This window comes from Mycobacterium sp. OAS707 (assembly GCF_014873705.1).
Lineage (GTDB): Bacteria > Actinomycetota > Actinomycetes > Mycobacteriales > Mycobacteriaceae > Mycobacterium.
Window position 1 is genome coordinate 990,936 of sequence record NZ_JADBDS010000002.1, and the last position, 24,848, is coordinate 1,015,783.

Here is a 24,848-nt window from a genome sequence, read left to right on the forward strand (position 1 = left end):
TCCTGTTTAGGCCGGGCGGGTGTGGCCGTCTCCCCACACAATCCACTTGGTTGACGTCAATTCGGGCAGGCCCATCGGTCCGCGGGCGTGCAGCTTCTGAGTCGAGATGCCGATCTCGGCGCCGAATCCGAATTGCTCACCGTCGGTGAAGGCGGTCGATGCGTTGACCATCACTGCGGCGGCGTCGACACGCTCGCTGAATCGTTGGGCCGCAGCGAGATTCGTCGCAACGATGGCCTCGGTGTGTCCGGTGCCGTACTCGTTGATGTGCGCGATCGCCGAGTCGAGGCCGCCGACGACCGCAAGCGCGATATCCATCGAAAGAAACTCGGTACGCAGTTGCTCTTCGGACGGATCGGCGTGCACGGTGACGCCGGCGTCCTGCAGCGCCTTGGTCAACCGCGGCACCGCAAGCTCGGCGATGGCCCTGTCCACCAGCAGCGACTCGGCGGCGTTGCAGACGCTGGGCCGACGGGTCTTGGCGTTCAGCAGGATGTGCTCGGCCACGTCGAGATCGGCCGATTCATGAACGTAGACATGGCAATTGCCGACACCGGTCTCGATGGTCGGCACCGTCGCGTCTCGCACCACCGCATCGATAAGGCCGGCCCCGCCGCGCGGGATCACGACGTCGACGAGGCCGCGCGCCTGGATCAGGTGCGTGACGCTGGCGCGGTCCTCGCATGGCAGCAGTTGCACGGCATCGGGGTTGCGGTTCTCGAGTTCGAGCGCGTCGCGAAGTGCCTTGACCAGAGCGGCATTCGAGCGCGCGGCCGACGAACTGCCGCGCAGCAGCACAGCGTTACCCGACTTGAGCGTCAGCCCGAACGCGTCGACGGTGACGTTAGGCCTGCCCTCGTAGACGATGCCGACGACGCCGAGCGGGACCCGCTGCTGTCGAAGCTGCAGACCGTTGGGCAATGTGCGCCCGCGCAACACCTCGCCGATCGGATCGGGCAGGCCGGCCACCTGGCGCAGCCCCGAAGCGATGCCGTCGATGCGGTTCGGATTCAGTGCGAGCCGGTCGAGCATGGCCTCCGGGGTGCCGGCCGCCTTGGCGGCAGCCAGGTCCTCGGCGTTGGCGGCGAGGATCGCACCCTCCTCGCGCAGCAGATTGTCGGCTGCGGCATGCAGCGCGGAGTTCTTCGTGTCGGTGCTGAAGGTGGCCAACTCGCGCGCGGCGACGCGTGCCCGCCGCGCGGCGCCGTGCACCTGCTCGCGCAAGCCGGAGACGGCTGGTGCCTGGACACTCATCGACCCAGCGTATCGGACATGCCCGAGCCGCTCGACAGATGTCAGGTCGGGCCGAGCTGCGTTAGCGTTGACAGTTATGGTCGCGCGGGTCTGCGTAGTGGGCAGTGTCAATGCCGACCTCACTTTCACCGTCGATTCGCTGCCGAGGCCCGGCCAGACCGTCCTCGCGTCGTCGCTGTCGTCGGCACCAGGCGGCAAGGGCGCCAATCAGGCGGTGGCCGCGGCCCGTGCCGGCGCGGAGGTGCAGCTGGTTGCGGCGCTCGGCAGCGATACGGCCGCCGATCAGCTGCGCGCTCACCTTCGCGACAACGAGATCGGGCTGGACGGCCTAGTCACCCTGCCCGGGCCCAGCGGCTCGGCGGTGATCATCGTCGACGCCGCAGCCGAGAACACGATCGTCGTGGCGCCAGGCGCGAACGCCCATCTGACCGTGACGTCCGGCGACGTGCGCGCGGTGATCACCGACAGCGACGTGGTGCTGCTGCAGTTGGAGATCCCGATCGCGACGGCTATCGCCGCCGCGGGAGTCGCGCGGGGCGCCGACGCGGTGGTGATGCTCAACGCGTCGCCTGCCGGCGCCGCACCCCACCAGTTGCTTGCGCTTTCCGAGTTGGCCGACATCGTCATCGTCAACGAAGCCGAGGCGCGTGAATGGCATTGGCCCGTACCGCATCTGGTGATCACCCGCGGCGCGCGCGGCGCGAGCTACCTCGGCCAGGACGAGCGGTTCGACGTGCCCGCCCCAGCGGTCGAGGCCGTCGACACCACCGGCGCGGGTGATGTTTTCGCTGGAGTGCTGGCCGCCGGCTGGCTGCAGGGGCACGAGGATGCGCTGCGCCGGGCCTGCGCGGCGGGTGCGTTGTCGACACTGGTTCCGGGAGCAGGCGACTGCGCGCCATACGCAGAGGCCATCGATGACGCGGTGGTCAACCGCAGGGCGGGCGAAAGGCAGATATGACGACAACCACGCCACGTCCACCGGAGGGCGACTGGCTCGGCACGCCGTATCTGCGCTTCACCAGGGAGGGCGCGTTCGGCGTGTGCACGCTGGACCGGCCCGAGGCGCGTAATGCGATGACGCCCGCGATGTATTTCGGCATCCGCTACGCCGTGCGGCACGTCGACGCCGACCCGGACCTGGCCGGCCTGATCATCACCGGCACCGGTGACGTGTTCGCGCCCGGCGGCGACTTGGGCGGCGGCGACGGCTCGGACAACTGGCTGACGTTCGGCTCCGCGTTGGGTATGGACGTGACGCCGTTCGAGGTGCTGCGGCAGTCGGTGAAGCCGGTGGTGTCCGCGGTCAACGGGTTGTGTCAGGGCGGGGGCTTGCAGATCGCGCTGTGCAGCGACATGGCGGTGGTCAGCGACCGGGCGACGTTCCGGGTGCCGGAGTTGTTGCGCGGCATCGCCGACACTTACTACAGCCACATGCTGGCGCGGCTGATCGGGCCGGTGCGCACACGGGACCTGATGTTCACCGGGCGGACGTTGAGTGCGGCCGAGGCTGCGGAGTGGGGCATGGTCACGCGGGTGGTGCCGCATGACTCGTTGCTCGATGCGGCCCGCGAGGTACTCGGCCAGTGCTGCAGGACCGCGCCGGCGGCGCGCGGCGTGGTGAAGTCGAGCCTGGACAGTTACATGGGGCTGTTCGACCGGATCGGCATGCAGGCCAGCTACTCGTCGCCAGAGGCCTTGGAAGGCTTCCGCGCTTTCAAGGAACGGCGTTCGCCGGACTGGGTGCACCCCGACCTGCGGATCGACGGCCGCCTCTGAGCGATTTGTGCACGGTTTCACGCGATGAGCGCGGATTTTGAATAGTACAGATTCTGCTGTACTGTCTGGCGTATGCAGACCGTGATGCAGCGCGATGCCCTGGCGCGGTTCGGTTACGCGCTGTCCGATGCGACTCGCACCGAGATCCTGCTGACGCTGCGCGAGGGGCCGGGCTATCCGTCCGAACTGGCGGAGAAAATCGGGGTGTCGCGGCAGATCCTGTCGAACCACCTGGCGTGCCTGCGTGGCTGCGGGCTGGTGGTGGCGCAGCCGGAAGGCAGGCGCAGCCGCTATGAGCTGGCCGACAAGCGAATCGCGCACGCGCTCGACGATCTGGTTGGCCTGGTGCTCGCCGTCGACCCGACCTGCTCCTGCTGATGCTCGAGACGCGTCGCGCCACGCTGCAGCGCCGGATCCGGCTGCTGGTCACCGCGACCATCACCTACAACGTGCTCGAGGCGATCGTCGCGTTGGCGGAGGGCACGCGGGTGTCGTCGTCGGCGCTGATCGGCTTCGGCCTCGACTCGGTTGTCGAGATCTCCTCCGCGGCAGCCGTGGCGTGGCAGTTCTCGGCCAAGGACCCCGAGACGCGGGAGAAGGCCGCGCTGCGCTTCATCGCATTCTCGTTCTTCGCGCTCGCCGCCTATGTCTCGGTCGACGCGATCTTGTCGCTTCTTGGCGTCGGTGAGGCGCGGCCGTCAGCGATCGGCATCGCCCTTGCGACGGCGAGCCTCGTCATCATGCCGGTGCTGTCGCTGACGCAGCGCCGTACCGGCCGCGAGCTCGGTTCGTTGTCTGCCGTCGCCGATTCCAAGCAGACGCTGCTGTGCACATACCTATCCGCGGTCCTGCTGGCGGGACTGGTGCTCAACAGCCTCTGGGGATGGTCGTGGGCGGACCCGATCGCCGCTCTTGGTATCGCCGCTATCGCCGTACGAGAAGGAATCAACGCGTGGCAAGGTGACCCATGCTGCTGATGAGGGAGTTCGCCGTCTTCGGTGTGCTCGGATTCGGTTGGCGCAGTTTGGATCAGCGACCGCGACTATCTCGCCCACATCGGCCGCTTCGTGCCAGGAGTCGGCCGCGTCTAGACTGCCGGGCATGCCGTTGCTAGGAAAGCTGCTCCGCCGTTTCCGCGCGGGCGAAGCCCGCAGTCCACTGTCCGGCCCGGACTACTCCGGTGCCGCCACGATCGAGGTCACCAGCCCCGCGTTCACCGATGGCGGCGCGATCCCGCAGAAGTACGCCGGAAAAGGTGTGGGCGACAACGTGTCTCCTGCGCTGCAGTGGACCGGCGTTCCACCCGAGGCCAAGCAACTGGTGCTGATCATGGACGACCTCGACGTCCCGATGCCAAAGCCCTTGATGCACACCACCGCGGTGCTCGAGTCAGGTCTTGGTGGGCTCGATGAGGGTGAACTCAAGCCCGGCACCACCGGCGTTCGGTTGATCAAGGCGTTCGGTGACACCTACGTCGGGCCGGCGCCGATCCCCGGTCACGGGCCGCATCATTACCGGTTCCTGCTGTTCGCAGTTGACCAACCGATCGGCGATGATGTCGCCGACAACAAGGCACTTCTGACCGCGATGGCCGGCCATGTCGTCGCGCGCGGCGTGCTGACGGGCACTTACGAGCGCTGACCGCCTGGTCGCAGACGTGATGGAGGCCGACAGGCACTCAGTCTTGGGACCTTAGCCTCTGCTCCTGCCGATACGCCCTGGCAGAAGGTAGGAGCATGAATCAAGTGGCGCAGCGCCATGATTGACCTGGTGCTCTTGGTGTACGCGCTGTGCGGCATCGTCACGTTTTGGGCGGTGTTCACAGGTGCTGCCGGCGCGACGGACGACGATCCGCCCACTTCCAACGCGGCAGCGGCGGTTTCGCTTGCGGCGAGCGTCGTATGGCCGCTTGTGTTGCTAGGTGCACTCCAGGTGTCGGTACTGGCCATGGTCGGCAGCCTGGCAGCGCCACGACCGAGCTAGTCCTCGGGGACTTCGCGTTCGATCTCCTCGAGCCAGATCCGCGCCGACATGTCCGACGGTGCCCGCCAGTCTCCGCGCGGCGACAGCGATCCGCCGTGGGACACCTTCGGCCCGTTCGGCATGGCCGAGCGCTTGAATTGCGCGAACGAGTAGAACCGCTGCGCAAACACCTGCAGCCAGTGCCGAATCTCCTTCAGCGAGTACGCGGGCCGCTTGTTGTCCGGGAACCCGACCGGCCAGTCGCCGCGCTCAGCGTCGCTCCACGCATGCCACGCCAGGAACGCGACCTTGGACGGCCGGAAACCGAAGCGCAGCACCTGAAACAGCGAAAAGTCCTGCAGCACATAGGGTCCCACCTTGGACTCGCTGCTTTGGATCTCCTCATCCTCGCCGCTCGGAACCAGTTCGGGGCTGATCTCGGTGTCGAGCACGGACTGCAGCACCTCGTTGACCGCATCGTCGAACTGATTCGACGAGATCACCCAGCGGATCAGATGCTGGATCAGGGTCTTGGGCACACCGCCGTTGACGTTGTAGTGCGACATCTGGTCGCCCACACCGTATGTGGACCAGCCCAGCGCGAGCTCGGACAGGTCGCCGGTGCCCAGCACGATGCCGCCGCGCTGGTTGGCCAGCCGGAACAGATAGTCGGTGCGCAAACCCGCCTGCACGTTTTCGAATGTGACGTCGTAAACCTTCTCGCCGCGGGCGAATGGATGATCCATCTCCTTGAGCATCAGCTCCGCGGTGGCCTTGATGTCGATGGTTTCGAACGTCACGCCCAACGCCTCGGCAAGCCGGATCGCGTTGCTCTTGGTGCGATCTCCCGTCGCGAACCCGGGCAATGTGAACGCCAGAATGTCGCTGCGCGGCCGGTCTTCCCGGTCCATCGCGCGGGCGGCGACGATCAGCGCATGCGTGGAGTCCAGCCCACCCGAGAGACCGAGCACGACCTTCGGATAATCCAATGCGCGCAGCCGCTGCTCCAGTCCGGCGACCTGAATGTTGTAGGCCTCGTAGCAATCCTGTTCCAGCCGTGAGGGATCCGCGGGAACGAACGGGAACCGCTCGACCTCGCGACGCAGCCCGATGTCACCTGCCGGCGGGTCGAGTTTGAACTCGACTCGACGGAAAGAGTCCGTTGTGATCCCGTGGTGGATGCGGTTGTCGTCGAAAGTGCCCATTCGCAGCCGCTCGGAGCGCAGCAGATCCAGGTCCACGTCGGCCACAGAGTACCTGTCCCCCAACGGGAATCGCTCCGACTGCGCCAGGCACACTCCGTTCTCCCACACCATCGTCTGGCCGTCCCAGGCCAGGTCGGTGGTCGACTCGCCCTCCCCCGCGGCGGCGTAGACGTACGCAGCCAGGCACCGCGACGACGCGGATCGGGCCAGCAGGCAACGGTCTTCGGCGCGCCCGATGGTGATCGGGCTGCCCGAAAGGTTCGCCAACACCGTCGCGCCCGCGAGAGCGGCCTGGGCGCTTGGCGGAATCGGCACGAACATGTCCTCACAGATCTCGACATGCAGCACGAAACCCGGTAGGTCGGTCGCGGTGAACAGCAGATCGGGACCGAACGGCACGTCGGAGTTGCCGATCCGCATCGCACCGCGCACCAGGTCGCCCGCCGCCACCTGGCGCCGCTCGTAGAACTCGCGGTACGTCGGCAGGTAGGACTTCGGCACGACGCCCAGCACCCGCCCGCGGTGGATCACCACCGCGGTGTTGTAGATCCGGTGCTGATAGCGCAGCGGTGCGCCGACCACCAACACCGGCATCAGTTCGGCCGAGGCCACCACGACATCGAGCAGCGCGTCCTCGACGGCATCGAGCAGGGTGTCCTGCAGCAGGATGTCCTCGATCGAATAGCCCGACAGAGTCAGCTCCGGGTAGACGGCCAGCGCCACGCTTTCGTCGTGGCAGGCTCTGGCGACCCGCAGCACCGACTCGGCGTTCGCGGCGGGGTCAGCGATGGCCGTGTGATGCGTGCACGCGGCCACCCGAACAAACCCCTGGTGATATGCCGAGTAAAAGTCCATGCCTAATTGTTGCCCGAAAACGTATCGGGGTATGCAACACGCCATGAGTGACGTCGCGGTGCTGGTCATCGACATGCTGAACACGTATCAACACGAGGACGCGGATGTCCTCGCAAGCAGTGTCGGAGATATCGTCGACCCGCTGGCCGGGCTGATTTCGCGGACGCGGGACCGCGACGACGTCGATTTGGTTTACGTCAACGACAACTACGGGGACTTCACCGCCGAGTTCGACGATCTCGTCGAGGCTGCACTGCACGGCGAGCGACCTGAGCTGGTATCGCCGATCGCGCCGACGGAAGGCTGTCAGCGGCTGCTGAAAGTGCGGCACAGCGCCTTTTATGCGAGCTCGCTGGACTATCTGTTGACCAGGCTCGAGGCGAAAAAGCTGATCTTGACAGGTCAGGTCACCGAGCAGTGCATCCTCTATACCGCGCTAGACGCCTACGTGCGGCACTTCGATGTGGTCATCCCGCCGGACGCCGTCGCGCACATCGATCCCGAACTCAGCGACGCCGCGCTGACGATGATGCACAAGAACATGCATGCCGAGATCGTGCCCGCGGAGAAGTGCCTGGATTGAGGTTTTGACCTGCTCATGGCGGGTAGGCGCTCGGCGTGGAGCAGCGCGATCGCATCGCCGAGCCTTGGGGTGGCCGAACGCCTTACGGACGAGGCAGAACCTGGCCCACTCGCGTGGACATGTTTCTGGACAACGGGGTTGCCGAGGACGACGTCGAGGAATGGGTTCAGTCGGCGGCGGTGCTGCACTCCAACGGCGATGGGCTCGACATCGCGGTCAAGGGCGGCCGCATCGTCGGCGTCCGGGGCCGCGCCGACGACCGCGTCAACCACGGTCGGCTCGATCCCAAAGATCTCTACGGCTGGCGGGCCAACGCCTCTCCCGACCGGCTGACCACACCGCTGATCCGCCGCCATGGTGAGCTCGTCGAAACCGACTGGGACACCGCGATGGACGCGATCGTGCGGCACAGCAGAAAACTGCTCGACGACGTCGGACCAAGCGCAGTCGGCTTCTACACCTCCGGCCAGCTGTTCAGCGAGGAGTACTACACCCTGGGTGTGATCGCCCACGGCGCGATCGGCACCAACCACGTTGACGGCAACACCAGGCTCTGTACGGCGACCGCCGCCGAAGCGCTGAAGGAGTCCTTCGGATGCGACGGGCAGCCCGGTTCCTACACCGACGTCGACCATGCCGACGTGATCGCGTTGTTCGGCCACAACGTCGCAGAAACGCAGACCGTGCTGTGGATGCGGATGTTAGACCGGCTGGAAGGCGACAATCCGCCGGCGCTGGTGTGCGTCGATCCGCGTCAGACACCGGTAGCGCGGCACGCCACCGTCCATCTGGCGCCACTGCCGGGCACCAACGTCGCGCTGATGAATGCGCTGCTGCACGAAATAATCGCCAACGACTGGGTCGATCACGATTACGTCGCCGCGCACGCCGTCGGCTTCGAAGAGCTTCGCAAGCGAGTGGCCGAGTTCCCGCCGGAGCGGGCCCACCAGATCTGTGGCGTGCCTGCAGCCGATATCCGGGAGGCGGCCAGGCTGATCGGCACCGCCACGGCATTGCTGTCCACCGTATTGCAGGGCTTCTACCAGTCCAACCAGGCCACCGCGGCGGCGGTGCAGGTCAACAACATTCACATTCTGCGCGGCATGCTCGGCCGCCCCGGTTGCGGACTTCTCCAGATGAATGGTCAGCCCACCGCCGAGAACACCCGAGAATGCGGGGCGGATGGTGACCTCGCCGGCTTCCGTAACTGGTCCAACGACAGTCACATTGCCGAGCTCGCCAAGTTATGGAACATCGAGCAGAAGCAGATACCGCACTACGCGCCGCCGACCCACGCCATGCAGATGTTCCGCTACGCCGAACAAGGCACACTGCGTCTGCTGTGGGTCAGCGCCACCAACCCTGCGGTGTCGCTGCCCGAATTGGCCAGGGTACGAAGCATTCTCGCCCAAGACAGGCTCTTCCTCGTCGTGCAGGACATCTTCCGTACCGAAACCGCCGAACTTGCCGACGTCGTGCTGCCCGCAGCAGCGTGGGGCGAGAAGACCGGAACATTCACCAACGCAGACCGAACTGTTCATCTCTCCGAGAAGGCGATCGAACCGCCGGGACAGGCCCGCCCCGACCTGGACATCTTCATTGACTACGCGCGGCGCATGGACTTTCGCGACAAGGACGGCAACCCCATGCCGCCTTGGGAGGACTACGAATCGGCGTTCGAGGCATGGAAGAAATGCAGCGCGGGTCGGCCGTGCGACTACACCGGGTTGACCTACGACAAGCTGCGTGGCTCTGCGGGAATCCAATGGCCTTGCAATGACGAACATCCCGACGGCACAGAACGACTGTATGCCGACGGGAAGTTCTGGGCCCGGCCCGACTACTGCGAGGCCTACGGCAAGGACCTGATCACCGGAGCGCCACTAGAGCCAACCGAGTATCGGGCGATGAACCCCGATGGCAAGGCCATCATCAAGGCAGCAGAATACGTTGCACCGCACGAACAGCCGAGCGGCAACCACCCGTTCGTGTTGACCACGGGGCGCACGCTGTATCAGTTCCACACGCGAACCAAGACCGGCCGGTCACCGCAACTGCAGCACGCCGCTCCCGAGGTCTGGGTGGAAGTGTCCGAGTCCGACGCTTCGCGGCTGCGCATCGGCGAGGGCGATGTGGTCGAGGTGACTACCGCCCGCGGTTCGGTCACTGCCAAGGCGCGAATCAGCGGGATCCGCGACGGGGTCCTGTTCCTGCCGTTCCATTACGGGTACTGGGACGAGCACGATGCGGCCAGCCACCATCGTGCAGCGAACGAGTTGACGATCACCGACTGGGACCCCGCTTCCAAGCAACCGATCTTCAAAACTGCTGCAGCACAACTACGCCGGATAGCCGACGGCTCCGGACCGGCTCCCGCACCGACCACCACGGCTTCACGACCGGTCAGCGACGCCGTTCAGCAGACCGTCGGCGGTCCGGATGTCGGCGTCACCGAGTCGACGGTGGGAGGGTGAGGTGAAGCTCGGGCTTGCACTGCGGGAGCTGCACCGGTCGGAAGTCAGGCTGGCTCGAAGCCTGGATGCCATCGCAGCGCGCCATCACAACGACCACGGCATTTACCATGTGGCGCTCGACTTGGCGCACTGGTCTCGTGAGCACGCGACGTTGATAGCCGAACTCGGGGAGAAGTACGGCGTCCGGTTGCGTCAGCATCCCCGGACGACCGCGATTGCCGATTCCGCACAGGAGTGGATCAGCGACCGGTTGGGCCGGCGACCTGAACCGGCCCTGCTGTTGCTGGCCGATCTTCGCAGACTGCACCGGCTGGCGGCGGGCGTGTCGGTCGACTGGGAACTGGTGGCACAGGGCGCGCAAGCGGCGAAGGACGACAATCTGGTGGCGCTCACGCAACGTTGCCATCCGCAGTCACTGCGGCAAATGCGATGGGCCAACGCCATGCTCAAGGAACTGGCTCCGCAAACGCTGACCAACTGAGGCGCCGAATTCTGTTGGTCTGCAGTTCGCCCGAGCGCATCGCAGACGATCCGTCGATTTTGGTTGCGTCGGGCATCGTGAATCAGACCGCCCAACCCTGGAGGAATCGTGAATCAGCTTGCTGTTCAACGTCAGTCGCGCCCGCTGCTGCCGGAGCTGCCCCAGCTGCTCAACGGCTTATCAAGCTTTCCTGCCTTCGCAGGCCTGGCGAGCCTGCGGTCTTTCTTCGACGGCAAGCCGATGCGTCTGGAGGATGAGACCAAGGACGGGTCATACGAGGTGCGCGCCGAGCTTCCCGGCGTCGACCCCACCGACGACATCGAGGTCACCGTGCACGACGGCCGGCTCACCATCAGGGCCGAGCGCACCCAGGCCAGCGAGTCCAACGGGCGCTCCGAGTTCTCGTACGGCACGTTCGCGCGGACCGTGGCATTGCCCGTGGGAGCCGACGAAGACGACATCAACGCCACCTATGACCGCGGCATCCTGACCGTGACGGTGCCGCTGTCAGAGGATCACCCGGCCGAGAAGCGCGTCGAGGTCATCGAGACGATCCTCGTCGACGAAGACGAAGAAGACGAAGACCAGCCCGAGTTCGAGGAGGCCGAGCACGGCGCTGACGAGGAGCAACACCAGCCGGTTGGCTGAGCTGCATTAACCTGGAAAGCGTGGAAGCACCGGAACTCGTCGCCCTGCTGGACGGACGCCGTGTCGCGGTGCTCACCGGCGCAGGGATGTCGACGGATTCGGGCATCCCGGACTACCGGGGCCCGGACTCGCCGCCGAGCAATCCGATGACGATTCGCCAGTTCACCTCCGATCCGGTGTATCGGCAGCGGTACTGGGCGCGCAACCACGTCGGCTGGCGACACATGGACGAGACGCTGCCGAACGCCGGCCACCGCGCACTGGCCGAACTCGAACACGTCGGCGTGGTCTCCGGCGTGATCACCCAGAACGTCGACCTGCTGCACACCAAAGCGGGCAGCCGCAATGTGATCAACCTGCACGGCACCTACGCCCAGGTGATCTGCCTGGACTGTGGGCACACCATGCCACGCGCGACGCTGGCCGAGCTGTTGGATGCCGCTAATCCCGGCTTTGTCGAGCGGGCGGAGGCCGTTGGCGGCATCGCGGTGGCGCCCGACGCCGACGCCGTGGTCAGCGACACCACATCGTTCGCGATCATCGACTGCCAAGAGTGCGGGGGCATGCTCAAGCCCGACATCGTCTACTTTGGCGAGAATGTGCCGAAAGACCGTGTGGACGAAGCATATTCGCTTATCGATGACGCCGAGGCGTTGCTCGTCGCCGGGTCGTCGCTGACAGTGTATTCGGGGTATCGGTTCGTCCGGCACGCCGCCGCGCTGGACATGCCGATCGCGATCATCAACCGCGGCCGCACGCGCGGCGACGATCTGGCGACGGTGAAGGTCGAAACCGGTTGCTCGGAGATGCTCTCCCTGTTGGCCGATGAGCTTCCCGCGATTGCGAATTCGGCGTAGATGACCGACGACGACGCCTCCTGGCTGCAGTCGCTGCTGGAACGCAGGCGACCCGAGCCTGGGCCGGTCGCCGGGCGGTGGGCCCTTGGCATCGGCGACATGGTGGCCGATCATCCGCTGACACCGGACAAGCTGCACTGGCTGGCCCGCAAGCTGAACCATTTCGGCGGCGTGGCGATCAGCGAAGAAGGCGTCGAGTTCGACGGCGACGACGTCAAGTGGTCGGACGTCACCGAGATTCGCACTCGCAGCCTCATCGAATATCTGTTCACCGGTGGTGTGGACAAGCAGGCGGACAAGCTGCCGTTGCCGTGGTTCCCGTTCCGCGGCAAGGTGATCCAGGCGATTTCACGCGGGGCGCTGACGCTGCTGCTCGCCGCGGCCAAGCAGCAACTCGAGGGTGGGGCGATGGAGATCCGGATACCCGCCGAGGTGCACTATCACGGTCTTCTCGGGACACGCGAACTGTCGCCGGGGATGCTCGCCGCTGTCGTGCTGGCCGACCCCGCGGTTCGTCAGTGTTTCGAGGCGACCGCGCAGGCACACGGGGTCACGATCTGTCCGGCCGAAGACGATGTGATGACCGACGCCGACCACCGCGCCGAGCAGATCAAGTCGATGCTCGGTGCGATTTCGGCGCGGATACGGTCGCTCAGCGACGGTTAGCGCGCCGAAATCACTTTAGACGGCAACCAGATCGTCGGCGTGCACTGCGGGACGGCGCATTTCGGCTGGCAGGTCCGACGTCGAGCGGCCCAGCATGGTCGCCAGCTCGCTGTGGTCGTAGGCCACCACGCCGCGAGCCACCATCGTCGCGTCCTGTGACCGCAGCTCCACGACGTCGCCGCCGTAGAACCGGCCCGAAAGCGCTGTGATGCCCGCCGGCAGCAGCGAACGACGTTGCCGCACAACGGCACGCACCGCTCCATCGTCGAGCGTCAGTGCGCCTGCCGACTCGGCGGCGTAGCGGACCCAGAACCTGCGCGCCGACATGCGTTCGGACCGCGGCGCGAACACGGTGCCCACCGACGCGTCGGCCAACGCGGTGGCGACGTCAGCTGCTGCGGCCAACAGCACCGGGACGCCGGCGTCAGCGGCCAGCAGCGCCGACGACAGTTTCGACGCCATCCCGCCGGTGCCCAGATGGCTACCGCTGCCTGCCACCACACCATCGAGGTCGTCGGGCCCGGAGACTTCAGAGATGAAGCGGGCGTTGCCTTTTCGCGGGTCCGAATCGTAGAGGCCGTCGATGTCCGACAGCAGCACCAATGCATCGGCGCCCACCAGATGGGCGACCAACGCCGAAAGCCGGTCGTTGTCGCCGAACCGGATCTCGTTGGTGGCGACGGTGTCGTTCTCGTTGACGATCGCGACCGCGTGCAGCGCGCGCAGCCGGTCCAGCGTGCGCTGGGCGTTGGTGTGCGACACCCGTCGCGAGATGTCGTGTGCGGTCAGCAGCACTTGGCCGACGGTGCGGTGGTAGCGGGCGAACGCCGTGCTCCACGAGTTCACCAGCGCCACCTGCCCGACGCTGGCGGCGGCCTGCTTGGTGGCTAGATCCGTCGGGCGTTTGGAAAGCCGCAGCGGTTCGATGCCCGCGGCGATCGAGCCCGACGACACGATCACCACATCGGAGCCTGCTTTCATGCGCCCCTCGATGGCATCGGCCAACACGGCCAGCCTGCCCGCGTCGAACACCCCCGAAGGCGTGGTCAACGCGGTGGTGCCGACCTTGATGACGACGCTGCGCGCGGTGCGGACCGCCTCGCGATGCGGGCTCGTCATTCTTGATGCTCTCGACGTTGGCGCCGCGCGGCCTTGCGCTCATCGGCGCCGACGCGGTCGGTCTGTTCCAGTCGCGAGTCGGTGCCGCGGCCGGACAACGTGACGTCGACGCCCGCCGGTGTCTGCGGCTCCCAGTCGAATGTCATGTCGCCGATGGTCACCGCGCAGCCGGGCTTAGCGCCAAGGCGCAGCAGCTCGTCCTCGACACCGAGCCGGGCCAGCCGGTCGCCGAGATAGCCGACGGCCTCGTCGTTGTTGAAATCGGTTTGGTTGACCCACCGTTCGGGTCGGGTCCCCCGCACCACGAAGCCGCCCTGGCCGGCGGGCTCGACGGTGAAGCCACTCTCGTCCACGGCGATCGGCCGGATCACCGGACGGCGCGGCACGATCGGCGGCTGCGCGGCGCGGTACACCGCGACCATGTCCCACAGCGCGAATATCAACGGCCGCAGTCCTTCTCGAGACACGGTCGAGACCTCGAACACCGGCCAGCCGAAGCGGCGGGCGATCTCGTCGCGGACGAAGTCGGCCAGTTCTCTCGCATCGGGCACGTCGATCTTGTTCAACACCACCGCGCGTGGCCGCTCGGCCAGATCGCCAAGCGTCGTATCTCCTTGCAGCGTCGGCGTATACGCGGCCAGTTCGGCTTCCAGCGCCTCGATGTCGGAGATCGGGTCACGGCCCGGTTCCAGCGTCGCGCAGTCCACCACATGTACCAGCACCGCGCAGCGCTCGATGTGCCGAAGGAAGTCGAGACCGAGACCGCGGCCCTCGGACGCGCCGGGGATCAGGCCAGGCACATCGGCGACGGTGAAGGTGTGCTCCCCCGCCGACACCACACCCAGATTGGGCGTCAGCGTGGTGAACGGGTAGTCGGCGACCTTCGGCTTGGCCGCAGAGATGGTCGAAACCAGCGACGACTTACCCGCCGACGGAAACCCGACGAGGCCGACGTCGGCGACCGTCTTCAGCTCCAGCGTGAGATCGCGCTCCTGGCCCTTTTCGCCGAGCAGCGCGAAGCCGGGCGCCTTACGAGCCCGCGACGCCAGCGCGGCGTTGCCCAGCCCACCGCGTCCGCCTGCAGCCGCTTCGAAACGGGTGCCGGCGCCGACGAGGTCGGCGACCATCCTGCCGTTCTCGTCGAGCACGACGGTGCCGTCGGGCACCTTGACCTCGAGATCGGTACCTGCGGCGCCGTCGCGGTTGCTGCCGGCACCCTGCTTACCGGAGGGAGCGACGACGTTCGGGTGGAAGTGAAAATCGAGCAGGGTGTGCACCTGCGGATCGACGACCAGCACGATGCTGCCGCCGCGACCGCCGTTGCCGCCGTCGGGTCCGCCGAGTGGTTTGAACTTCTCCCGGTGGACCGAGGCGCAACCGTTACCGCCGTTGCCCGCTCGCGCGTGGATGACGACGCGGTCTACGAAGCGCGGCATTGCGGTGCCTCCTTAGCCGAAATGGACGTTTGGGCGGGAAATTACGAGAGTCCCGCGCCAAAGCGTCGATCTCGACGCGGAAACTAAGCCTGCGGGGCGGACGGTCGCACCACGCTGACCGTCTTGCGGCCACGCTTGGTGCCGAACGTCACGGCGCCGGGGGCCGTAGCGAACAGGGTGTCGTCCCCGCCGCGACCGACATTCACGCCGGGATGGAAGTGGGTGCCGCGCTGGCGGACGATGATCTCGCCGGCCTTGACGATCTGGCCGCCGAACCGCTTGACGCCCAGCCGCTGGGCGGCTGAGTCGCGACCGTTACGTGAGCTGGAAGCGCCCTTTTTGTGTGCCATTTCGTCGCCTCCTACTTGATGCCGGTGACCTTGAGGACCGTCAGCGGCTGACGGTGACCTTGCCGCTTGTGATAGCCGGTCTTGTTCTTGAACTTGTGGATGCGGATCTTGGGGCCCTTGGTGTGCTCGAGCACCTCTGCGGCGACGGCCACCTTCTCCAGCGCCTTGGCGTCGGCGGTGACCTTCGAGCCGTCGACAACGAGGGCGACGGGCAGCGAGACGCTGGCACCAGGCTCCGAGTCGAGCTTCTCGACCTTGACCACGTCGCCGACGGCAACCTTGTACTGCTTGCCGCCGGTCTTGACGATTGCGTACGTCGCCATCGTGCTATCACTCCTAGGTCGTTCACTTGACTGCGCGCTACCTGTTGGTGCGCTCGCGGGTCTCGGGTGCGGAGCCGCGTAGGGCCCGCTGTCGTCGGCGTCAGCCGAAAGACAACTGGTCCAGGGTACGTGAGGCCCGCCTACAGGGTCAAATCACCGCAGGTCACACCGCTCAGCCGTCGTGAGCCGGCGGGCCGGCGGGCCGCACGGCGGCGCGACGGCGGTGCCGACCGCCGGGAGCCGTCGCCGCGGCGGGCTGCTCGACGTGGTCTTCCGACTCATCCGAGTCGTCATCCGAGTCATCTGAGTCGTCATCCGAGTCGTCTGAGTCGTCCTCGTCGGAGTCGTCTTCGTCGAACTCGTCGTCGTCATCGTCGGAGTCTGTGTCGTCGTCGGTGTCCCCGTTGATGACCTCGATGTCGTCGTCGATGTCTTCATCCTCGTCGTCGGCGTCGAGGTCGATCTCGTCCTCATCCGATTCGTCGTCGTCGGACTCGTCGTCGTCGGACTCGTCGTCGGACTCGTCGAAGTCCTCGTCCTCGTCCTCGAGTTCTTCGTCCTCGGCCTGGACGTACGCCTCGCGGATGGTGTCGGGTTCGAGCTCGGCGACTTCCTCGGCGGCCTTGGTTTCGTCGACCTCACCGTCGATGTCTTCGTCGTCCTCGTGCTTACCGTTGGCCGCGGCCATCGCCTTGAACATCGGATGCTCACCGGCGGGGTGGGCGGGCACCTTCGCGACCTCGACGTCGTCGGCCTTACCGCCCTTCTTGCCCCGCTTGCCGCGACGTCCACCCGAGTCGGACTTGCGGGCGCCCGCGGATACGGAATCCACCGGGTCACCATGCAACAGGATGCCCCGGCCCGCGCAGTGCGGGCACGGGGTGGAGAACGCCTCAATCAGGCCGGTGCCCAACCGCTTTCGTGTCAGCTGCACCAATCCCAACGATGTCACCTCGGACACCTGGTGGCGGGTGCGATCGCGCGCCAGCGCCTCGGTCAGCCTGCGCAACACCAGATCCCGATTGGATTCCAACACCATGTCGATGAAGTCGATGACGACGATGCCGCCGATATCACGCAGCCGCAGCTGGCGCACGATTTCCTCGGCCGCTTCGAGGTTGTTGCGAGTGACCGTCTGCTCCAGGTTGCCACCCGAACCGGTGAACTTGCCGGTGTTCACGTCGACGACGGTCATCGCTTCGGTGCGGTCGATGACCAGCGTGCCGCCCGACGGCAGCCACACCTTGCGGTCCATCGCCTTGGTCAGCTGCTCGTCGATGCGGTGAACCGCGAACACATCCGGGCCACCCTCGGCGGGCTCGTACTTCGTCAGTCTCGGAACAAGTTCGGGCGCAACGGTATTCACATAGTCGTTGATGGTCTTCCACGCGTCGTCGCCGGACACGATCAGGCCGGAGAAGTCCTCGTTGAACAGATCGCGGATGACCTTGACCAACACATCGGGCTCTTCGTAGAGCGCGATCGCAGCGCCGGCCTTTTTCGCGATGGTCTCGGCGGCCTTGGCATCGATCTCGGTCCAGCGCTTCTGCAGACGCTCGACGTCGGTGCGGATGTCTTCTTCCTTGACGCCCTCCGAGGCCGTGCGGATGATCACGCCCGCATCGGCGGGGACCACCTCCCGCAGGATTTCCTTCAACCGCTGGCGTTCGGTGTCGGGCAGCTTGCGGCTGATGCCGGTCGACGACGCGCCTGGCACATAGACCAGGTAGCGGCCGGCGAGCGACACCTGCGTCGTGAGCCGCGCGCCCTTGTGTCCGACCGGGTCCTTGCTGACCTGGACCACGACGTAGTCGCCGGGTTTGAGAGCCTGCTCGATCTTGCGGTTCTGCCCGCCGAGGCCCGCGGCCTCCCAGTTCACCTCGCCGGCATACAGCACGCCGTTTCGGCCCCGGCCGATGTCGACGAACGCCGCCTCCATCGAGGGCAGCACGTTCTGCACGATGCCGAGATAGATGTTGCCGACCAGGCTGGCCGATGCGGCGGAGGTGACGAAGTGTTCGACGACGACGCCGTCCTCGAGCACCGCGATCTGCGTGTAGCGGGCGCCTTCGTGCGGCGGCTCGGTGCGCACCTTGTCGCGCACCACCATCGTGCGCTCGACCGCCTCGCGGCGGGCCAGGAATTCGGCCTCGCTCAGGATCGGCGGACGGCGCCGTCCCGCGTCGCGGCCATCCCGGCGGCGTTGCCGCTTGGCCTCGAGCCGGGTCGATCCGCTGATGCCCTGGATCTCGCCGTTGCCTCCGTCGCTGTCGGCCTTGCTGGACCGACGCGGCGCACGCTCATGGACGACGGTGTTGGGCGGATCGTCCGGCGAGGTGGCCTCATCACTGTCGTCCCCGGAACCGGACTTGCGGCGCCGACGGCGGCGGCGACGGCGGGTTGCACCTTCGGTGCCACCCTCCTCATCGCCGGTGTCGTCGTCGGATTCATCGGAATCGCCGTTGGAATCCTCGTCGCTCTTGGCGTCGGACTGCCCGTCGCCGGAGTCGTTGTCGTCGTCGTCGTTCTGTTCACCGCGCCCGCGGCCACGACCGCGACGGCCCCGGCGGCGGCGGCGACCGGCGGGCCGTTCCTCTTGGTCGTCGTCGGAGTCGGGTCCGCCGTCGTCGTCCTCGTCGTCTTCGTCGGAGTCCGGGTCGTATTCCAGCTGGACCGGCTGCGGCGCCATGAACAGGGGCAGGTAGTCGGCCCGTTCGGGTTCGGGGGCTGTCTCGAGGATCAGCCGCGACTCCGGCTCGTCTTCTGAGGGGCCTTCGGCGTCCTCAGGGGCTGCGGAACCGTCCGGTTCGTCTGAGTCCGCCGATGCTTCGGCGTCTGCCGACTCCGGTGACTCCCCGGACGCATCGTCCGCAGGACCTTCCTCGGCGTGGTGCTCGGCCGGCGGGTCCGTCAGCGCCTGTGGCTGGTCCTCACCGGGCTGAGTCTCTTCTGATAGGTCTTGGGTAGGCGCATCTTCGGCCACGTATTCTCCTCAAGCCCCCGGGCGCGTCCTGTCTGACGCGGCCACGCGAGGGCTTTCCCTATGAGCCCGGGCTACTTCTCCCGAGCTTGTTATGGTCTCGCCCCGAGGAGTCCCTTGTTCGGAACCGTCTCGGTGCCGGTCTGAATGATGGCTGGACGGTCGGCGCCGCACCGCGGTAGCGATGGTCGCGCACGTCTAAGTCTTCATTCGGGCATCCGCCCCGCGTAACAGGCCGGCTACCCGAGGCCAGTATCCCACATCACTCGTCGGTGACCGACCAGGCTGGACAACCGCGGCTGTCGGCAGCTAAAGATCCGGAAACCAGAGCTCGATCTCGCGGGCCGCAGACTCCGGCGAATCAGACCCGTGCACGAGGTTGTCCTGGGTGACAAGTGCCAGGTCACCGCGGATTGTGCCGGGCGCGGCCTTCTCGACGGGGTCGGTGCCGCCGGCGATCTGGCGAAACGCGGCAACGGCCCGCGGGCCCTCGACGATGGCCGCCACGACGGGGCCCGAGGTGATGAACTCCAGCAGCGATCCGAAGAACGGTTTGTCCTCGTGCTCGGCGTAATGCCTGCGAGCAAGGTCGTCGCTGACGTTCTTCAGTTCCAGCGCCGCGATGCTCAGGCCCTTGCCTTCGATACGGCTGAGGATCTGTCCGACCAGGCGCCGCTGGACGCCGTCGGGCTTGATCAAAACGAGGGTCCGCTCAGTCACGGCGCACAGCCTAGTCGGACGGTGTCTGCTGGCCCGGCAGCAGGCCGCGCTTCTGCCTGCGCAGCACTTCGGCGCGCAAGTACGCGATGAACAGCCACACTGCGGCGAAGATCAGGCCGATGAAGCCGACCGCGCCGTTGAGCAGCCACCCCGCGATCAGCACCACCTGTACCGCGACGTTCACCCAGATCGCCCACGGTCGACCCTGGACGCCGGCAAGCAACACCAGCACGATCGCGAAGCCGATCAGGTAACCGGCGGTCAGCGGGGTCAGGCCATGATCTGCCGAGGAGACCACTGGCAGCGCCAGCAGCACCACGATGGCTTCCAGGATCAGCGTGCCCGCCATCACGCCGCGAAAGCTCTTCCACGGGTCGGGGGTTTGAGGCTGCTCGCTCACTCTGGATCCTTCCCGAACAGCGTGCGCGCCGCCCCCGCGGTGACGACCGAGCCGGTGATCACCACGCCGGCGCCACTGAACCCTTTGTCGTCATTGCTCTCGACGAGCGCCGTGGCCGTCTCGATCGCGTCGGGCAGCGTGGCTGCCGTGACGACTCGCTCCGGTCCAAACCTTTCCTCGGCGCGCAGCGCCAGTGCCTCGACGTCGAGCGCACGCGGTGATCCGTTGTGCGTCACGACGATCTCATCGAAGGCCGGTTCGAGCGCGGCGAGGATGCCGTCGACGTCCTTGTCGGCCATCACCGAAACCACACCGACGAGGTAGCGGAAGTCGAACTCCTCCTGCAGCGCCTGCGCGAGTGCTGTTGCGCCGGCGGGGTTGTGGGCCGCGTCGATGAACACCGTCGGCGCGGTACGCAGACGCTCCAGCCTGCCCGGGCTGGTGGCGGCGGCGAACCCGGCACGGACCGTTTCGATGTCGAGCTGGCGGTCCGCGCCCGCACCGAAGAAGGCCTCTACCGCAGCGAGCGCGACCACTGCGTTGTGCGCCTGATGTTCGCCGTGCAGCGGAATGAAGATGTCGGAGTAGACACCGCCGAGGCCCTGCAGTTCGAGCAGCTGACCGCCGACGGCCACCTGCCTACCCAGCACCGCGAACTCGGAGTCCTCACGCGCCACCGCGGCATCAGCTCGAACCGCTTGCGCCAGAAGAACTTCCATCGCCTCGGGCAGTTGGCGGCCGATGATGGCGACGGTATCCGTGGCCACCAGGTCGTCATTCTGCTTGGTGATGATGCCTGCCTTCTCGCCGGCGATCTCCGCGATGGTGTCGCCGAGGTAGTCCGCGTGGTCGACCCCGATCGGCGTGATCACCGCGACCGGCGCGTTGACGACGTTGGTGGCGTCCCAGCGGCCGCCGAGACCAACCTCGATCACAGCCACGTCGACGGGAGCGTCGGCGAACGCGGCGAACGCCATCCCGGTGACGACCTCGAACTTGCTCATGGCGGGCCCGCCCGCCGCTTCCGACTGCTGGTCGACGAGCTGCACGAACGGCTCGATCTCTTGATAGGTCGCGACATAGGTGGCGGGACTGATGGGCCTGCCGTCGATCGAAATCCGCTCCACAGCCGACTGCAGATGGGGGCTGGTGGTGCGTCCGGTGCGCCTGCTGAACGCGGTGAGTAGTGCGTCGACCATCCGGGCCACCGATGTCTTGCCGTTGGTCCCTGCGATGTGGATCGACGGGTAGCCAAGCTGCGGCGAGCCGAGCATCTCCATCAGCGCGGAGATGCGAGCTGTGCTCGGCTCCAATTTCGTTTCAGGCCAACGCTGATCGAGCAGGTGCTCGACCTGTAGCAGCGAAGCGATTTCGTCCGGGGTGGGGACGAGTTCAGTCATTGAATTCCACTCTTCGCGCAAGCGCTCATCGACCGAGCCCGGCCAACCTCGCGCTGATGCGATCAACTTCTTCGCGGGCCAGCTGTTGGCGGGCGCGGATCTTCTCGACGACGTCGGCGGGCGCCTTGGCCAGAAACGCGTCGTTACCGAGTTTCCCTGCGGTGCCTGCCAACTCCTTTTCGGCTGCGGCCAAGTCCTTTTCGAGGCGACGCCGTTCGGCCGCGACGTCGACGGTGCCCGAGGTGTCGACCTCGACCACAACCGTGCCCCGCGACAGCCGCACCTCGACTTGGGCCGACGGGGTGAACGACTCGTCGCTTTCGGTGAGCCACGCCAGTGACCGCACGGCCGGGATCTGCGCATGCAGGTCGTCCATGTCCGACAGCCGCGCAGGCACCCGCTGTCTGTCGTTGAGGCCCTGATCGCTGCGGAACCGGCGCACCTCGGTGACCAGCTTCTGCATATCGACAATGCGTTGCGTGGCAACGGCATCCACGGCGAACCCCGAAGGCTGCGGCCAGTCCGCGATGACGATCGACTCGCCGCCCGTCAGCGTTTTCCACAACACCTCGGTGACGAACGGCATCACCGGGTGCAGCAACTTCAGCAGAGTGTCCAGCACAGCGGCCAACACCGCGGTCGTGTGTTGGGCACGACTCACTTCTTCGGAGGCCAGTTGCACCTTGGCGAGCTCGACATACCAGTCGCAGAACTCGTCCCAGGCGAAGTGATACAGCGACTCGCACGCCCTGCTGAACTCGTAGCTGTCGAACGCCGAATCCACCTCGGCGCGAACCTCTTCCAAGCGGCCGAGGATCCACCGGTCGGCGTCGGTCAACTCCGACACCTCTGGCAGCGGGGCCGGCGCGGCGCCGTTCATCAACGCGAACCGGGTGGCGTTGAACAGCTTGGTGGCGAAGTTGCGCGATGCCCGCGCGTGGTCCTCGCCGATCGACAGGTCGCCGCCGGGACTGGCGCCGCGGGCCAGGGTGAAGCGCAGCGCGTCGGCCCCGAACTGCTCCACCCAGTCCAGCGGGTCGATGCCGTTGCCGCGCGACTTGCTCATCTTGCGGCCGAACTCGTCGCGAATGAGGCCGTGCAGGAACACGTTTTCGAACGGGACCTGCGGGCCGCGCTTGCCGTCGAGTGTGATCGCGGGATCGTCGGCAACGTATGTGCCGAACATCATCATCCGCGCGACCCAGAAGAACAGGATGTCGTAGCCGGTCACCAGCACCGTGGTCGGATAGAACTTCGCCAGGTCGTCGGTGTGGTCCGGCCAGCCCAGCGTGGAGAACGGCCACAGCGCCGAGGAGAACCAGGTGTCCAGCACATCCGGGTCCTGCTCCCAGCCCTCGGGCGGTGTCTCGTCGGGCCCGACGCATACGGTTTCGCCGTCAGGGCCGTGCCAGATCGGGATGCGGTGGCCCCACCAGAGCTGACGCGAGATGCACCAGTCGTGCATGTTGTCCACCCAGGCGAACCAGCGGGGCTCCAGGCTGGGCGGATGAATCACGGTGTCGCCGTTGCGAACCGCATCACCGGCGGCCTTGGCGAGCGACTCGACCTTGACCCACCATTGCATCGAAAGCCGCGGCTCGATGACTTCGCCGCTGCGCTCGGAATGCCCGACGCTGTGCAGATACGGGCGCTTCTCCTCGACTACGCGGCCCTGCTCGGCCAGCGCCTCGCGGACCTTGACCCGGGCGTCGAACCGGTCAAGACCGTCGAATTCGGTTCCGGTATCCGTGATCCGGCCCTTGGTGTCCAACATCGACGGCATCGGCAGCTGATGACGCAGGCCGATCTCGAAGTCGTTGGGGTCATGGGCGGGCGTGACTTTGACTGCGCCCGTTCCGAATTCGGGGTCGACGTGGTCGTCGGCGACGATGATGATCTGCCGGTCGAGGAACGGGTGCGGCAGCGATTTGCCGACGAGGTGCCGGTAGCGGTCGTCGTCGGGGTGCACTGCGATCGCGGTGTCGCCGAGCATCGTCTCGACCCGAGTGGTGGCGACCACGATGTGCGGTTCGCTGTCGTCGAGCGAGCCGTATCGGAACGACACCAGCTCGCCCTCGACCTCCTCGTACTTGACCTCGAGATCGGAGACAGCGGTCTGGAGCACCGGCGACCAGTTCACCAGCCGCTCGGCGCGATAGATCAGCCCCGCGTCGAAGAGCCGCTTGAAGATGGTGCGGACGGCCCGCGACAGCCCGTCGTCCATGGTGAACCGGTCGCGACTCCAGTCGACGCCATCGCCGAGGCGGCGCATCTGGCCGGCGATGGTGCCTCCGGATTCGCGCTTCCAATCCCACACCTTGTCGATGAACAGTTCGCGGCCGAAGTCCTCTTTGGTCTTGCCGTCGACCGCGAGTTGCTTCTCCACCACGGTTTGGGTGGCGATGCCGGCATGGTCCATGCCCGGCAGCCACAACACCTCGTAACCCTGCATCCTCTTGCGCCGGGTCAACGCGTCCATCAGCGTGTGGTCCAGCGCATGGCCCATGTGCAGGCTGCCCGTCACGTTCGGAGGCGGAAGCGCGATCGAGTAGGCGGGCTTGGTGCTGGAAGGGTCGGCCTTGAAGTAGCCGGCGTTGACCCAGCCCTCATACAAATCGCTCTCCACCGCGCCCGGCTCCCACGACTTGGGCAGGGCATCGGCGGAGTTATCGGAGCTGGCGGTCACCCGGCAATTCTAGGGAGACAGCGCGACCGTGCCGTTGGGGGCTACTTCTTCCCGCCCAGCAAGCCGCCGAGGATGTCGCCGAGTGCGCCGCCCTGCTTCCCACCGAGCACGCTGCCGAGGATGCTGCCTAGCGGGTTGTCACCGCCGCCACCACCCGCGCCGCCGAGGATGCCGCCCAGCACGTCACCCAGGCCGCCGCCTGAGGACTGCGCCTGCGGCTCGGCGGGCGTCGAGTTCTTAGTCAACTGTTTGCCGATATACGCGAGCACGATCGGCGCGAGGATCGGCAGCAGCTTCTTGATCAGATCGCTGTTGCCCGCCCCGCCGCCTGCCAGTGCCGAGGCGACCGCATTGCTGTCGTTGCCGCCGAAGATCCGCGAGATGTACCTCTCGCCCTGGTTCGAGTCGACCTGGTCGACATTGACTCCGCCGTCGAGCAGACCGCTTTGACCCTGCTGGGCGACTTCGGATTCGAGCTTGGTCGAGTCGATGTCGTCGGCCGCGACGTTGTGTTGGATACCTCCGACAAGAGCGGGCACCAGGGTCTTGACGGCGCTGTTCACTTCCCCTTCGTCGACGCCCAACTTGGCGGCAATCTCTTGCGTGGGAATCTGATTGAAGAGTTCCTCAAGATCGGCCATGGATCGACCCTAGTCGCTGCGATCTTGGCGCA

General features: G+C 66.5%; 23 protein-coding genes and 1 pseudogene. 12 read left to right on the forward strand and 12 right to left on the reverse strand.

The window, feature by feature from the left end; all coding sequences use genetic code 11:
• Positions 1–6 precede the first annotated feature (6 nt).
• A complete protein-coding gene (locus tag GGC64_RS15620) occupies positions 7–1,254 on the reverse strand; it encodes a glutamate-5-semialdehyde dehydrogenase (protein ID WP_192723393.1) in 1,248 nt (415 codons plus the stop codon).
• Between the two features lie 76 nt (positions 1,255–1,330).
• Between GGC64_RS15620 and GGC64_RS15625 the strand changes: the two genes are divergently transcribed.
• The 6 genes from GGC64_RS15625 (at position 1,331) to GGC64_RS15650 (ending at position 5,013) form a co-directional block, all read left to right on the forward strand.
• Positions 1,331–2,212 (forward strand): ribokinase, encoded by an 882-nt coding sequence (locus GGC64_RS15625; RefSeq protein ID WP_192723394.1) that lies wholly within the window; start codon positions 1,331–1,333, stop codon positions 2,210–2,212.
• On the forward strand, positions 2,209–3,030 hold the full coding sequence (locus tag GGC64_RS15630; RefSeq protein ID WP_192723395.1) for an enoyl-CoA hydratase/isomerase family protein: 822 nt from the start codon (positions 2,209–2,211) through the stop codon (positions 3,028–3,030). Before GGC64_RS15625 ends, GGC64_RS15630 begins: the two co-directional genes overlap by 4 nt.
• Positions 3,031–3,102: 72 nt before the next feature.
• Positions 3,103–3,408: a helix-turn-helix transcriptional regulator gene (locus GGC64_RS15635; RefSeq protein WP_192723396.1), complete on the forward strand. Its 306-nt coding sequence runs from the start codon at positions 3,103–3,105 to the stop codon at positions 3,406–3,408.
• Entirely contained in the window at positions 3,408–4,007 is a 600-nt protein-coding gene (locus tag GGC64_RS15640) for a cation transporter (RefSeq protein ID WP_192723397.1), read from the forward strand. The genes GGC64_RS15635 and GGC64_RS15640 overlap by 1 nt, the downstream gene beginning before the upstream one ends.
• 124 nt (positions 4,008–4,131) lie before the next feature.
• Positions 4,132–4,671: a YbhB/YbcL family Raf kinase inhibitor-like protein gene (locus tag GGC64_RS15645; RefSeq protein ID WP_192723398.1), complete on the forward strand. Its 540-nt coding sequence runs from the start codon at positions 4,132–4,134 to the stop codon at positions 4,669–4,671.
• A 117-nt stretch (positions 4,672–4,788) separates the two neighbouring features.
• The gene (locus tag GGC64_RS15650; RefSeq protein WP_192723399.1) at positions 4,789–5,013 is read left to right on the forward strand and encodes a hypothetical protein; all 225 of its coding nucleotides are present in this window, start codon (positions 4,789–4,791) and stop codon (positions 5,011–5,013) included.
• On the opposite strand, the gene GGC64_RS15655 is transcribed toward GGC64_RS15650, so the two are convergent.
• Complete coding sequence (locus tag GGC64_RS15655) at positions 5,010–7,052, reverse strand: NAD(+) synthase (protein WP_192723400.1); 2,043 nt, start codon at positions 7,050–7,052, stop codon at positions 5,010–5,012. The genes GGC64_RS15650 and GGC64_RS15655 overlap by 4 nt on opposite strands.
• 43 nt (positions 7,053–7,095) lie before the next feature.
• Here GGC64_RS15655 and GGC64_RS15660 point away from each other — a divergent pair, with 43 nt between their 5' ends.
• The 6 genes and pseudogenes from GGC64_RS15660 (at position 7,096) to GGC64_RS15685 (ending at position 12,761) form a co-directional block, all read left to right on the forward strand.
• Positions 7,096–7,635 (forward strand): cysteine hydrolase family protein, encoded by a 540-nt coding sequence (locus GGC64_RS15660; protein WP_192723401.1) that lies wholly within the window; start codon positions 7,096–7,098, stop codon positions 7,633–7,635.
• Between the two features lie 35 nt (positions 7,636–7,670).
• On the forward strand, positions 7,671–10,109 hold the full coding sequence (locus GGC64_RS15665; RefSeq protein ID WP_192723402.1) for a nitrate reductase: 2,439 nt from the start codon (positions 7,671–7,673) through the stop codon (positions 10,107–10,109).
• 1 nt (position 10,110) lies between these two features.
• Positions 10,111–10,590: a hypothetical protein gene (locus GGC64_RS15670; protein ID WP_192723403.1), complete on the forward strand. Its 480-nt coding sequence runs from the start codon at positions 10,111–10,113 to the stop codon at positions 10,588–10,590.
• Positions 10,591–10,695: 105 nt separating this feature from the next.
• A pseudogene (locus GGC64_RS15675) lies at positions 10,696–11,145 on the forward strand (Hsp20/alpha crystallin family protein); the annotation flags it as partial.
• A gap of 113 nt (positions 11,146–11,258) precedes the next feature.
• Positions 11,259–12,095, forward strand: coding sequence for an NAD-dependent protein deacetylase (locus GGC64_RS15680; protein WP_192723404.1), 837 nt, complete (start codon positions 11,259–11,261; stop codon positions 12,093–12,095).
• Positions 12,096–12,761: a hypothetical protein gene (locus tag GGC64_RS15685; RefSeq protein WP_192723405.1), complete on the forward strand. Its 666-nt coding sequence runs from the start codon at positions 12,096–12,098 to the stop codon at positions 12,759–12,761.
• A 15-nt stretch (positions 12,762–12,776) separates the two neighbouring features.
• Here the strand turns inward: GGC64_RS15685 and proB are convergent, their stop codons facing one another.
• The 10 genes from proB to GGC64_RS15735 form a co-directional block, all read right to left on the reverse strand.
• Positions 12,777–13,880 carry a glutamate 5-kinase gene (gene proB / locus GGC64_RS15690; RefSeq protein WP_192723406.1) on the reverse strand — a complete coding sequence of 368 codons (1,104 nt, stop codon included), beginning with the start codon at positions 13,878–13,880 and terminating at the stop codon, positions 12,777–12,779.
• On the reverse strand, positions 13,877–15,316 hold the full coding sequence (gene obgE, locus GGC64_RS15695) for a GTPase ObgE (protein ID WP_192723407.1): 1,440 nt from the start codon (positions 15,314–15,316) through the stop codon (positions 13,877–13,879). The genes proB and obgE overlap by 4 nt, the downstream gene beginning before the upstream one ends.
• A gap of 83 nt (positions 15,317–15,399) precedes the next feature.
• Positions 15,400–15,666, reverse strand: coding sequence for a 50S ribosomal protein L27 (gene rpmA / locus GGC64_RS15700; RefSeq protein WP_192723408.1), 267 nt, complete (start codon positions 15,664–15,666; stop codon positions 15,400–15,402).
• An 11-nt stretch (positions 15,667–15,677) separates the two neighbouring features.
• Entirely contained in the window at positions 15,678–15,989 is a 312-nt protein-coding gene (gene rplU, locus GGC64_RS15705) for a 50S ribosomal protein L21 (protein ID WP_192723409.1), read from the reverse strand.
• A 172-nt stretch (positions 15,990–16,161) separates the two neighbouring features.
• Positions 16,162–18,972, reverse strand: coding sequence for an Rne/Rng family ribonuclease (locus GGC64_RS15710; protein ID WP_192723410.1), 2,811 nt, complete (start codon positions 18,970–18,972; stop codon positions 16,162–16,164).
• A 306-nt stretch (positions 18,973–19,278) separates the two neighbouring features.
• Positions 19,279–19,689 (reverse strand): nucleoside-diphosphate kinase, encoded by a 411-nt coding sequence (ndk, locus tag GGC64_RS15715; protein ID WP_192723411.1) that lies wholly within the window; start codon positions 19,687–19,689, stop codon positions 19,279–19,281.
• A gap of 10 nt (positions 19,690–19,699) precedes the next feature.
• Positions 19,700–20,089 carry a DUF4233 domain-containing protein gene (locus GGC64_RS15720; protein ID WP_192723412.1) on the reverse strand — a complete coding sequence of 130 codons (390 nt, stop codon included), beginning with the start codon at positions 20,087–20,089 and terminating at the stop codon, positions 19,700–19,702.
• Positions 20,086–21,489, reverse strand: a complete 1,404-nt coding sequence (locus tag GGC64_RS15725) for a folylpolyglutamate synthase/dihydrofolate synthase family protein (protein WP_192723413.1) — start codon at positions 21,487–21,489, stop codon at positions 20,086–20,088. The genes GGC64_RS15720 and GGC64_RS15725 overlap by 4 nt, the downstream gene beginning before the upstream one ends.
• A 25-nt stretch (positions 21,490–21,514) precedes the next feature.
• Positions 21,515–24,175 (reverse strand): valine--tRNA ligase, encoded by a 2,661-nt coding sequence (locus tag GGC64_RS15730; protein ID WP_192723414.1) that lies wholly within the window; start codon positions 24,173–24,175, stop codon positions 21,515–21,517.
• Between the two features lie 41 nt (positions 24,176–24,216).
• Positions 24,217–24,816 (reverse strand): DUF937 domain-containing protein, encoded by a 600-nt coding sequence (locus tag GGC64_RS15735; protein WP_192723415.1) that lies wholly within the window; start codon positions 24,814–24,816, stop codon positions 24,217–24,219.
• Between the last annotated feature and the right edge of the window lie 32 nt (positions 24,817–24,848).